The organism is Streptosporangium sp. NPDC000509, assembly GCF_042898365.1.
Taxonomy (GTDB): domain Bacteria; phylum Actinomycetota; class Actinomycetes; order Streptosporangiales; family Streptosporangiaceae; genus Streptosporangium.
The window spans coordinates 206,987-219,103 of record NZ_JBIAYX010000005.1 but is presented as its reverse complement, the minus strand read 5'-3'; the positions used below and the strand labels follow the sequence as shown (position 1 = coordinate 219,103).

The following is a 12,117-nucleotide window of genomic DNA, read 5'->3' as shown; positions in this document are numbered from 1 at the left end:
GACGAAGGCCACCTTTTAGCAGGTCAGGAAGGGCTCACCGGCCGGGAGGGCCGGGGGACGTCAGCAGTCCTCCCCCATCGTGGCGCGGGTCTGCTCGGCCGACAGCGGCGGGACGGGCAGCGGCCGGGCGGCGACGGCGCGCAGGCCGTCCAGGGCGAGGGCGAGGTGCCGCCGCCAGGCCCCCGGCGCCACCCGGTACGTCGCCTTGATGATCGCGGTCACGCCCCGGGCCACGAAGGCCACGTCGGCGAGGGTGATGTCGTCGCGCAGGTCCCCGGATCGCTGCGCGCGTTCGAGGATCCCGCTCATCAGGCCGTACCCGCGCTCCCAGTCCACGGCCGCCCCGCGCGCGGCGAGCTCGTTGTAGCCGAGGTCGACCGCCTGTAGCTCGCACACGCCGGTCAGGAACGCGACGAACCCTTCCCAGGCGTCGTCCATCGCCAGCGCCTGCTCGGCCAATCCGTCCACGATCGCCATTCGATCCGCGAAGGCCGCGTCCACCAGGGCGCCCCGGGTGGGGAAGCGGTTGTAGAGCGTCCCGATGCTCACCCCGGCCGAGCGGGCGATCTCTTCGAGCGGCACGTCGAGCCCTTGATCCGCGAACAGCCGCCGGGCCGCCCGCAGGAGTCGCTCCCGGTTCTGTGCCGCGTCCTTGCGCATGCCCTCGATCCTAGCTAAGTTGAGGTCGATCTCAACTTGAGGAGTGCCTCAACTTATGACCCGGACCATCGTGATCACCGGTGGCACCAACGGCATCGGCAAAGCCCTCGCCCGCCACTACGCCGAACAGGGCGACCAGGTCGTCGCCGTGGGCAGCACCGAGGAGGGCGAACGCCGCCTGCGCGAGGCGGCGCCAAGCGCCCGCTTCGTCAGGTGCGACCTCGGCTCACTCGGTCAGACCCGAGACCTGCTGAAACGGCTCAACGCCGAGTACCCGGCGATCGACGCGCTGGTGATCGCCGCGTACCGGCACAATCCGGTGCGGGCGGAGACCGAGGACGGATTCGAGCGCACCTTCGCCCTCTACGTGCTCAACCGCTGGCTCATGGCGGAAGGGCTACGCGGCCCGCTGGAGAAAGCACCGGCACCGGTGATCGTCAACCTGTGCGGTGCCGGGCAGGGCAGCCGGATCCACTGGGACGACCTCCAGATGAAGAACAGGTACCGGGGGTTCGCCGCGACCCTGCAGGGAGCCAAGGCGTGCGAGTTGCTGGGGACGGTCTACGCCTCCGAGCGCATCAAGTACGTGCTGTACAACCCGGGCGTCGTCGCGACCGCACTGCACGAGCCCTTCAGGCAGCCGATGCGCGGTCTCGTACGGGCGGCCTCCGCGGTGTTCGCCCAGCCGGTCGCGAAGGCCATACCGCCGATCATCGCGCTCATCGACGAGCCGCCGGCCGAGCCGCTCACGGTCCGGAAGAGGGGCAGGCCCATTGATCTCACGGTGGACCCGGACGAGGCGTCGCGCCTGCGGGAGACCGTCCGCGACCTGGCCCAGCCCGCCCTCCGGTAAAGGTCATCGGAGAATGACGCGTTTCCGAGCCGGCCGGGAAGTGCGGCCGGAGACCGCCTGACGAACGATCGGCTCCTCACCCCGACCGATGTCGCGGGGAACCTGCCGCCGATCTCCCAGTCCTTCGGCTGCCGGGGATCACCTCTGCGACGAACAGTACGGGCTCGCCCGCCCGCGACCCGACCCAGCCACCTTCCACGGGCAGCAGCCGGTCCACGTGCTGCGCCCCTGGGCAGGGCACGATCCGGTCGATGGTGAGGAGATCGCCGCTCACCGGGCCTGCCGCGCGGACGGCGGCCTCCAGAGCGGCGGGCGAGATGCCGTGGACCGGCGGGAAGGGTGTCGTCCACAGGTCGGCGGCCGTCACGACGGGCAGCGGGTCCTCCGCCGTTCCGAGAACGAGCCCCGACCAGGCCAGGCGGCCACCGCCGCGCGCCTTGACCGCGGATGGGGCGGGGATCAGGGGAGAGGGCGCGGGAGGCTCCGGCTGGTGAGGAGGGAGCGCTGGAGGCTCCGGTTCGTAAAGCAGGCGCATCGAACCGGCGACCGCGCCGTCGGCGGCGGTGATCGTGACGTTGACCGTCCAGCCCTCCTCCGTCGTCTCGCCCACCGCCGACGTGGTGAAGCGGCCGCCCTCCAGGACCAGCGCCGACAGGTGCACCCGCACGTCACGCATCGAGGCCAGGTGCTGCGGCGGCCAGCCGGGCGGCACCACCCAGTCGGCGACCGAGCACGCCTGCTCCACCAGCACCGACACCGGCAGCGCCGGTCGGCCGTCCACCGTGAAGTCGGTCAGGCACGGATGGGAGCCCTGCCGGTGGACGATCGAGCCGCGCAGTGAGTGGAAGGGCCGGAAGTCCTCGACGTCGCCGAGGAAGTGCGCCAGGCCGTGCAGCCGGGGCAGGTCGGGGTGGCCGGTGAACAGCCAGAAACCGCGCAGCTGCGTGGGCACCAGCGCGCCGCCCACCTGACCGATGAACATGACCTCGCCGGTTCCGCCGGAGCGCAGCTCGTCGATCCAGCGGCGCACGCCCTCGTCGGGGTCGAGGGTGGACACGTACCGGACCGCCGCGTCGTAGTTGGCGATCACGCCCAGGCGCTCCCACGTCGGCCAGCAGAGCGTCTGAGTCGGCAGCCCGTAGGTGTTCCGCGCCCAGAATCCCAGCCTCGGCAACGCCTCGTTGCCCGCCGCGTAGTCGATCTGGCCGATCATGCCGCCCATCCGGCCGGCCAGCGACCCCACGTTGCAGAAGACCTTGAGCGCCGCCCGCCGCTCCGGGGTGGCGAGCACCGCCCTGGTCAGGGACTCGAACCCCGACACCTTCACCTCCACGGTGCGCACGACCTCCTCGGGGCTCTTCATGTCGAGCCTGGTCGGCACGTCGATGCCCGCGTTGTGCACCACCACGGTCGGAGCCGGGAGACGAGCGAACAGGGCGTCCACCTGCTCCTGCCGAACGCAGTCGCACGCCTCGTACGCGATGCGCAGGCCGTCCCGCTCGGCGGCGGCCAGATTGGCTGCGACCTGGCGCAGCTCCGACTCGCGCTTGAGCGCCGCCCGCGTCTTCCTCAGGGCGTCGGCGGTGCGGGCGGCCGCGATCCGGGCGTGGCGGTGGGCGGCGTAGCGGTCGTCCGGCAGCGTGAGCCAGTCCGCGGTGGGCAGCTCGTCGCGGCCCGTCACCACGACGCGACAGCCGAACCGCTCGGCCAGTCCGCGCGCCAGGGCGAAGCCGACGCCTCGCGCGCCTCCCGAGATCAGCACCACGTCGTCGGCGTCCAGGTCCAGGCGCGGCTGCGGTTCCGGGCTCGGCAGGGCGGTGAGCGCGTGGCGCACGCCCCGCCGGTAGCCGATCTCGAACAGGTCCCACGCCGCCAGCTCGGACTCCAGAAGCCCTGCGAGCCCGTCCGGGTCGGCGGTGTCGACGTCCAGCACCTTCACCGCGAGGTTGGGCAGCTCGCGTGGCAGGCACTTGGCGAACCCCGCCCAGATACCGCCCAGGGGCGTGCCGATCCGCCCGTCGTCGTAGCCCATCAGGCCCCCCAGGTGGGTGACCGCGACGTAGCAGCATCGATCGGCGCGCGACTCCGCCCGCCAGGAGGCGTAGCGGCGCTGCACCATGCGGGTGGTCCTGTCCAGCGCGCCCCGCCACTCGCCACCGCCGAGCCGGTACGGGACGCCGGTGACGTTCAGGTCGACGATTCCGTCCCAGTCGTCGTGCTCCGGCTCGCGACCGGGGGCGCACACGTCGGCGCCGAGGCGGCTCGCCAGCCGCACGGCCAGGTCCGGGTCCGAGCCGACGACCAGCAGCCGCCGCGCCACGGGGGACGGGGGCGGGAGCGGGTGGGGCACCGGCTCCCAGACCATGCGACGCACGGGCCTGACGAAGGAGCCGGTCTCGAACGACACCAGATGCGGCCGGACCGCCGTCACGGTCACGTCCGTTCCCGCACGACCGCCGGAAGCCCCGAGCTGGGGAAGAGCGTGATGTAGTGGCCGCTGCGCACCTGGCGCGTGCCCGGCAGCCGCAGCCGGTAGCGCCGCGACAGCATCGCCACCGCCGTCACCAGCGTCGCCATCGCCAGTCCCTTGCCGACGCACATACGCCGCCCGCCACCGAACGGCAGGAAGGCGTGCTTGTGCCGCTCGTCCTGGGCGTCGCCCAGGAAACGCTGCGGGTCGTACGCCTCCGGGTCCGCCCAGTGCTCGGGCGAGCGATGCGTGCCGTACACGCTGAGCAGGACCGTCGTGCCCGCGGGGACGTGCCGCCCGGCCAGGGTGTCCGGCTCGATGGCGTCGCGGGGGAACTGCCAGACCGGCGGGTGCAGGCGGAGAGCCTCGTTCACCGCCGCCGTCGTCTGGGGCAGCTCGCCAAGCCGTTCGAGGTCGGGCGGCCCTTCGGCCAGTACCTCGTCCACCTCGCGCTCGACGGCACGTCGGGCCTGCGGGTGGCGGGCCAGCTCGTACATGGTCCAGGCTAGCGCCTGGCCGGTGGTGTCGGAGCCGGCCAGCAGCAGCGTGCGCAGGTTGTCCGACACCTCCGCGTCGGACAGTCCGGCGTCCAGCAGCAGTCCGGCGGCGTCCGTGCCATGCTCGCCCGCGGCCCGCCGCTCCTCGATCACCTGGCTGACGATGGCGTCGAGCACCCCTTCCGCCCACTTGCGGTCGCGGTGATAACGCGTCGGCACGAAGGACGGGATCAGCGCGGAGATGCCCTTGATCGTGCTGGTGTACATGACCTTGTTGGCGATCCCCGCGGCCCGGGAGTAGTCGGTGCCCGACAGGTCTCGGCTGATCAGGGCCATGCCCATCACCCGTGCGGACACGTCCATCAGGCCCGGCGCGACGTCCACGACCGCGCCCGAGGCGGCATGCTCCGACCAGCGCCGCAGCAGTTTCTCCGTGGCCGTGATCGCCTCGCGGGCGCTGCCGGTCACCCGTTGCGGGGTGAAGGCCGGCTGCACCGCCTTGCGCGGGCCGCGCCAGCCATCGGTGTCGAGCGTGAGCAGGCCCGTTCCCATCGTGCCGACGAACCCCTTGTAGAGAGTGCCGCGCCGATAGTTGTCCGGGTTGACGCGCAGCACCCGCTCGATCGCCTCCGGCTCGGTGACCTGGACGAACGGGATGGGCAGCTGGACCGACACCAGCGAGTCGCGCTCCTGCATGCGCAGCGTGTAGGCCAGCGGGTCCTTGAAGTAGGGGATGGCGTCGCCGATCACCGGCAGCCCTCGCGGGCCGTGGGCGACCGGGCAGGTCCCTTCGGGGGTCATCGGCGCTCCTCGCGGTCGAATCTCTCTCTGTCGACGTACTCACCGGTCTCCTGGTCCACGTAGCCGACAATGGCGCCGACGATGTCCTTCGCCTGTAGCAGCACCTCACCGTTCGACGCGACCGCGATGGCCCGGTTGTCCGGTTCGGGGTCCTCCAGGTCAAGGTCGACCGGGGTGACGTACAACTCCACCGGCTCGGTCAGCGCGGCCAGCGTCAGGTCGGTGTGCCCGCCGTACAGGTCGACGCGGCGGATCGAGCGGGGGATCGCGACCGGCGTCCAGCGGCCCCCCGCCCGCTCCAGGACGGCCACTCGCACCAGGCCGTCCAGCGTCACGGACGGGACCAGCAGGTCGGGAAACCAGCGGCGCAGCGCGGGCGCGTCGAGTGCGAGCCGGCCGCGCCGCCCCAGCGGATGCGTCCGCGTGTCGGTCGTGGACACGAACACCTCGCGCAGCAGGACGTCGGATCCCGGCACGTGGTACGGATCGCGCAGTGGCCGGCTCCCGTGCTCGTCCCAGTGCGTCCACGAAGGACCGGGCACCGCCGCGTCGCGCAGCCGCACCGTGACCGAGAAGTGCAGCCGGTCGCGAGCGACCACGACACCGTTCGGGGCGACCACGTCCCCCAGCACCCGCACGGCCACCACCGACTCACGCTCGTCGGCGCGCACCAGCCTGGCGGTGAGCCGCTTCACCTCCGGCCGGTCCGCGCGGTAGACGCGCAGGAACGACTCCAGCCGCAGGTCCTCGAAGACGACGGGCACCCGGTCGGGCACGAGTGAGACCGCGGCCTGCGCCGCCAGCTCAGGGACGAACGTGCCAGGCAGTGTCGGGTAGCCGCGGACCCGGTGGAGGTCGAGGTATCCGTCCCGGTCCAGGGAGAACGTCCGCTCGGCCACCAGCTCCGCGGCGTCGTGGCGCAACGTCCGGTCGATGAACGGCAGGGGCCGCTTCGCGCCCGCGGAGAACTCCAGGAACTCCGGTACGGCGGCCCTGATCGCGGCCCGCTCCTTGGCGCCGAAGAACACGGTGACGGGCGCGTCCGGGGCGGCGGCCAGCTCGGCCATGAAGTGCTCGACGCCCTCCTCGGTCGGCGTCGGCGTGAACTCCCCGCTGCCCTCCAAAAAGTCGCGCATCAACGGCGACGCGCCCAGGCCGATGTCGCGCCAGAGCGTCCAGCCGATGGTGAACTCCCCGGCGGCGTTCACGGCGGCCGTGTTGAGGAAGTCGTTGGCGGCGCCGTAGTCGGTCTCGCCACGCTGGCCCGTCAGCCCGATGAACGAGCCGAAGTTACACCACAGGCGTGGCTCGCGGCCCCGGGTCGCCTCCTTCAGGTTCAGGTACGCACGCACCTTGAGGTCGCGCACCGCCCGGAAGTCCTGGACGGACTTGGCGGTGACGTCGGAGGCCCGGTTCGTACCCGCGATGTTGAGCAGCAGGTCGATGGGGCCGTCCACGGTGGCGAGGGCCCGCCCGACCTCGTCGCCGTCACGCAGGTCGCAGCGCAGGTAGCGGACGCGTCCCGGCCCGCACAGCCGTTCCAGCCCGGCCAGCGTACGCCGGGTCTGCCGCGCCTCACCGAGCCGGTCGTACCGGGCGTTCGCCTCCGGCACCGAGACTCCCCGCCGCACCTGGATGCGGATGAACGCGCTGCGGTCGAGCTCCTCACCGGCGTCGTCGGGCAACTCGGAACTGCCCAGCACCACCAGGCGCGGACGGTGGCGCGCGGCCAGCGCCTCCAGTATCGGCGCGCCGATGCCCCGCGCCCCTCCGGCTGCCACGACCAGGGCGTCCTCGCCCAGCGCCGGGACCTCGGACGGCGGGGCCGGGGTGGGCACCGCTCTCGGTGTGAGCCGCATGCCTCCCGCGTGGTAGGTCACCGGGATGAGCCGCCGCGCGCCCAGCTCGGCGCTCACCGTGGCCAGCACCTCGTCGAGCGGCACGTCCTCGTGCACGGTGGCCAGCACGTCGGCGCCGGGGAACTCCAGCGCCAGGCTCTTGACCAGGCCCGTGAACAGGCCCGTGAACGGCAGCGGCACGCCCGCCTCCGTCACACCGCCCACGACGCTCACCACGAACGAGCCGCCGTCCAGATACGCGGCGCACTCCTTGGCCTTCAAGAACACGCGTTCGTGCAGGTCGAGCAGCTCATCGACCACTTCCGACCGGCGAGCCGCGCGCAGACGGGGGTCGGTCGCGTCCACAAGCACCCTGACGTGCGCGGACACACCGTCGTCGCGGCCCGTCCTGAAGCGCGGTGCGTTGGTCAGCACGACGGCGTCCGCCGGGATCGCGGGGGGTGCCGTGCGGACAGGGCGGCGCGGGTCGGGGGCCAGCTCGAACACGTGACGGTCCAGCAGCCGTTGCGGTTCGTGCTGTGCGGCGGACCCCGGAGACCGCGCGTCCCGCACGGCGGCCCCGGCCTTCCGCGGGTCCCGCGTGTCAGGTCTCCTCAGTTTGATGAGGCGCGCGCCGGCGCCGGGGTCGGGCCTGAGCTCGATCGCCCCGTCTCCGCCGCCCTCCAGGAACGCGATCAACTCGCGGGCGCCCTGCGCGCCCAGCAGATTCGCCCTGCTCATGCCGTGGCCTCCAGCCTGTCCTCGGCGACCGCCTCGACGGACACCACGGCCAGCACCGGCAGTCCCTCGGCCAGAGCCAGCGACTCGCGGGTGACCGCGAACAGGAACGTGCCCTCGCCGATCGGCCCGCAGCCGAGCAGGTCGCCCCACGACCGCAGGCTGTTGCCGTTACTTCCCGCCACCAGAACGACGTCCACGTCGCCGAAGCCCAGGTAGCGTCCGGCCAGGTCGAAGGCGTCGGCCAGCGAGGCGGCACCGCCGTCCACGGCGATGTTGAGCCCGCGCAGGTCGAAATAGCCACACAGGCGGGCGGCGATGACGTTCGGCATCTCACCGGGAAAGGAGTCCTCGTCCGGCGGCCCGATGAGCCCCTCCACGCGCTCGCGCAGCTCCACCGCCCGCTCGCCCGCCAGGTGATCGAGCTCGTCCAGGTAGGCGCGCACGGCGTACAGGACGGCGTTGCGTGTGGGACCGGTGTGGCCCACGACCACGCCGGTCGTGCGGCTGTGACGGGCGCAGAACTCGCGGACGCGCGGCTCCAGCCGCTGCATGCACTCGATGATCATGAGCTGGGTACGGTCGGTCGCCCGGATCGTGGACGCCGGCAACCGCAGGCGGGCGAACGGCGGATGCGGATAGCGGTCGCCGAACGAGTCCGGCTGGAGGTGCCGTCCGCGCGCCCAGGCGCCTACCTGCTCGTTGTCCTCGGCCCCCGGCGTGTGCGCCGACCAACCGACGATCACCATGGGCTCGTCGTTCCTGGCCCCGTAACCCGCACGAGCGGGCCGGTCCTGGAGGAACTCCTGCACCAGCAGGTGCGCGTTCGTGCCGCCGAACCCGAATCCGGACACGGCAGCCGTGCGCGGCCCATCGGGCCGGGACGGCCACCGCACCGGCCGCGTGGGGATGGTCAGATTGCAGGTCGCCAATCCGAAGGAGTCCGGCGCGGCCGAGAAGCGATGCTGGGGAGGGATCGTCTCGTGCCGCAGCCCCAGCAGCGCGTGGATGACCGACACCACGCCCGCCGCCCAGCCGGTGTGGCCGATCAGCGACTTGTTCGAGGTCACCCGCACCTGACGGGTGCCGGCATAGGCGGCACGCAGGCTGAGGAACTCGGCCTCGTCACCCGCCGGGGTGCCTGTGGCGTGCGCGATCACCCAGTCGACGTCGTCGGCGCCGACACCCGACTTGTCGAAGGCGCGGGCGATCGCGAGTTCCTGGCCCGCGCTGGAAGGCGCGTAGATCGCTTTGCCCTTGCCGTCCGCCGACAGTCCGACGCCCGCGATGAGGCCGTGCACGGTGTCGCCGTCCGCCAGCGCCCGCGACAGCCGCTTCAGCACCACGACGCCGGCGCCGTCGGAGAACAGCACGCCGTCCGCGTTCCTGTCCAGGGCGCGCACCTCGCCACCACGCGACAGGCCGTGGAGCTTGGAGAACAGCACAGAACCGCCGGGGGCCAGCGCGAACGCACCGCCGCACACGGCGACCTCGGCCCGGTCCGCCAGGAGGTCGCGTACCCCCAGATCGACGGCGTAGAGGGATGACGAGCACGCGGTGTCCACCATGAGCAGCCGCGTGTCCGCCGGGAGCAGGCCGTCGATCGCGCTCGCGCCCACCCGGTGCGGGAGCGGCTCCGACCCGAGGGCGTCGCCGTGCGGCAGCACACCGGGGCCGCCGAGCTCCAGGTCCACCAGCGCCTCCACCAGGTGCTGGCTGCCGTCGGGGGTGTAGCCGAAGCAGGCGGTGAAACGATCGGCGTCCCGCCTGGTCACACCCTCCAGCGCCTGGTGGACGCTGTGCCGCAGCCACAGCGTGGTGTGGTCGAGCCCGGCGTCCGGGCGTTCCGCGGCCAGGGCGGGGTGCGGGGTGAAGTCGGTGATGAAGCCGGAGCGGCGCTGGTAGGTCTTGTCGGGGGCGCCGGGGTCGTCGTCGTGGAAGCTTGCCAGCGGCCAACGGTCCGGTGGGACGTCCACGAACAGGTCGGCGCCCTCGGTGAGCAGCCGCCAGAACGCGTCGGGATCGTTGGCTCCCGGCACGGCCAGCCCCATGCCGACCACCGCGATCGGATCCACGCCCTGGATCCGCTCTGTGCGCGCCTCGGGCACGGGTCTGAACTCGGATCCGGGTTCCGGCCCGGGTTCCGGTCGCGACCGCGCGGGCTCCGGCCCGGGGCCCGGGGACAGTGCCGCGCGGTGCAGCGACAGGCCGCCGTCCGCGACCACCGTCTGTCCCGTGACCCAGGCCGCACCCGGCGACGCCAGCAGCAGCACCAGGTCCGCCAGGTCGGCCGGGGTCGCCAGCCGGCCCATCGGGGTCGCGGCCACGGCGTTCGCGCTCATCGAGTCGAAGCCCGGGAACATCCGTCCGACAGGGTTGTCCAGCAGCCCTGCGGAGGCGGTGTTCACGCGGATCCCGTCCGGCGCGAACTCGGCGGCCAGGTAGCGGGTCAGCGCCTCCAGCGCCGCCTTGGACAACCCCACCGGCAGGTAGTTCGCCGGTGTGTACGCCGCCCCGACCGAGGAGACGTTGACGACGCAGCCCTTGTCCGAGCGCGCCAGCAGCGGACGGGCTGCGCGAGCACACCACAGCGCGCCCTTGACATTGGTTTCGTACGCCTGGTCCAGGTGCTCCTCGGTGAGTTCGTCCCAGCCGACGAAGGTGCCCGTGGCGGCGTTGTTGACCAGCAGGTCCAGCCGTCCGTACGCCGAGGTCACCTCGTCGAACATCCGGCGCACCTGGTCTTGCTTGGCCACCGACGCCCGGATCACCCGGACGCCGCCGCCCAGCTCGGCCGCGAGCTCTTTGGCCGCGTCGTAGGAGTGGAAACAGTTCAGCACCACCGTGGCGCCTGCCTCGGCGAGCGAGCGCACGAGGTGCGCTCCCACGCTGCCCGCCCCGCCCGTGACGAGGGCCACCCGGCCCTCGAACGCCGTCATGCCACGTCCGACTTGGCCAGCGAGTCGACCGTGAAGTCCACCACCTGGCCGAACGTGCGGTAGTCGGACACTCGCAGGTCCTCGGGGCGCCTGCCCAGCTCGAACAGGAGGTTGAGCCGGCTCATGAGCTCCACGCGTTTGACCGAGTCGACACCGAGGTCGGCCTCCAGCTCGGCATGGTCCTCGAAGACCTCTTCCGGGTACTCCAGGGCGGTGGCGTAGAGGTCACGCACGCGGGCGGCGATCGCCTCCCTCGACTGCGAGGCCGCGCCTCCGGCGGAGACGGCGGTCCTTTCTTCGACGGCCACCTGAGTGGTGGGGACATCGACGGTCACCGGCCGGGCGACGGCGCTGTCGGCGGAAATCGTCTGGACAGCGGGGTTCTCGATGATCGTCGACCGAGTGACGGGATTCTCCGCGGTCACCGACCGGGAGGTGGCGGCGGGAGCCAGGAAACGTCCGGTCTCCCGCAACGTGTTCACGTCCTGAAGCAGCGGCGTGCACACGGACGCGGCCCGGTGCGCCGACCGCACCCGTGACGTCAGTGCCCGCCCCGCGCCCACCTCCACCCAGACGCCCGCGCCGGAACGGTGCAGCCGCTCGACGGCCGCGCCGAAGCGCACCGGGGTGACGAGGTGGGAGGCGAGCAGTTCGCCGAGGTCGTCCGAGTCGCGATAGTAACGGCTCAGGATGGGCGAGAAGACGGGCACGTCCAGCCCGCGCCGCCCGTACCCGGTGAGCCTACGGCCCAGTTCCCGCCCGGCAGGATCGAGCAGCGGGCTGTGGAACGGGTGCGGCGCGCGCAGCTCGGTGACGGAAAGTCCCACGGCGTCGGCGATCGCGGACGTGCGCCGCAGCGCGTCAGCCGGCCCCGCCACCACCGTCTGATCCGGCCCGTTGTCCACCGCGATCACGGCCCCGGAGGTGGGCAGCAGATCCAGGATCTGCTGGGTCCGCTCCGCCGCGCAGCCCAGCGCCAGCAGCCCGCCGCCGCTGCTGTCGTGCTCGCGCAGCACGATGATGCGGTGGCAGAGGATCTCCGCCCCCTCGGCGATGTTCAGCGCGCCGCCGGCGACCAGTGCCGCGATCTCGCCGAGGCTGTGCCCGACGAGCACGCTGAACCGTGCTCCCTCCTCGGTGAGCGCGCGGTGAGCCGCGGTGGACGCGGCGAACACGGCCAGCTGCAGGACATCCGGCGCCTCATTCAGCAGCTGCTCCGGGGAATCACCGGAAAAAGCGCGGTCCAGGCCCTTGCCCAGCATTCCCCTGGCCACTTCGTCGATGATTTCAATCGCTTCTGTCGCACCATTTCCATGGTCCT

Annotated in this window: 7 protein-coding genes; 1 reads left to right on the top strand and 6 read right to left on the bottom strand. The window is 72.3% G+C overall.

The genetic code is table 11. From position 1 onward, the window contains the following. Window positions 1–60: 60 nt before the first annotated feature. Window positions 61–660 (bottom strand): TetR/AcrR family transcriptional regulator, encoded by a 600-nt coding sequence (locus ACFY3D_RS11725; RefSeq protein ID WP_389978013.1) that lies wholly within the window; start codon window positions 658–660, stop codon window positions 61–63. A 55-nt stretch (window positions 661–715) separates the two neighbouring features. Here ACFY3D_RS11725 and ACFY3D_RS11720 point away from each other — a divergent pair, with 55 nt between their 5' ends. Then, window positions 716–1,513 carry an SDR family NAD(P)-dependent oxidoreductase gene (locus ACFY3D_RS11720; protein WP_389978010.1) on the top strand — a complete coding sequence of 266 codons (798 nt, stop codon included), beginning with the start codon at window positions 716–718 and terminating at the stop codon, window positions 1,511–1,513. Between the two features lie 76 nt (window positions 1,514–1,589). Here the strand turns inward: ACFY3D_RS11720 and ACFY3D_RS11715 are convergent, their stop codons facing one another. From ACFY3D_RS11715 to ACFY3D_RS11695, 5 genes are read right to left on the bottom strand one after another with little or no spacing between them, the layout of a single operon-like run. Further along, entirely contained in the window at window positions 1,590–3,950 is a 2,361-nt protein-coding gene (locus ACFY3D_RS11715; RefSeq protein ID WP_389978007.1) for an SDR family NAD(P)-dependent oxidoreductase, read from the bottom strand. After that, the gene (locus ACFY3D_RS11710) at window positions 3,947–5,281 is read right to left on the bottom strand and encodes a cytochrome P450 (RefSeq protein WP_389978004.1); all 1,335 of its coding nucleotides are present in this window, start codon (window positions 5,279–5,281) and stop codon (window positions 3,947–3,949) included. Before ACFY3D_RS11710 ends, ACFY3D_RS11715 begins: the two co-directional genes overlap by 4 nt. Continuing rightward, the gene (locus ACFY3D_RS11705) at window positions 5,278–7,860 is read right to left on the bottom strand and encodes a KR domain-containing protein (RefSeq protein WP_389978001.1); all 2,583 of its coding nucleotides are present in this window, start codon (window positions 7,858–7,860) and stop codon (window positions 5,278–5,280) included. Before ACFY3D_RS11705 ends, ACFY3D_RS11710 begins: the two co-directional genes overlap by 4 nt. Then, complete coding sequence (locus tag ACFY3D_RS11700) at window positions 7,857–10,796, bottom strand: SDR family oxidoreductase (RefSeq protein WP_389977998.1); 2,940 nt, start codon at window positions 10,794–10,796, stop codon at window positions 7,857–7,859. Before ACFY3D_RS11700 ends, ACFY3D_RS11705 begins: the two co-directional genes overlap by 4 nt. Next, window positions 10,793–12,070: an acyltransferase domain-containing protein gene (locus ACFY3D_RS11695; protein WP_389977995.1), complete on the bottom strand. Its 1,278-nt coding sequence runs from the start codon at window positions 12,068–12,070 to the stop codon at window positions 10,793–10,795. Before ACFY3D_RS11695 ends, ACFY3D_RS11700 begins: the two co-directional genes overlap by 4 nt. Between the last annotated feature and the right edge of the window lie 47 nt (window positions 12,071–12,117).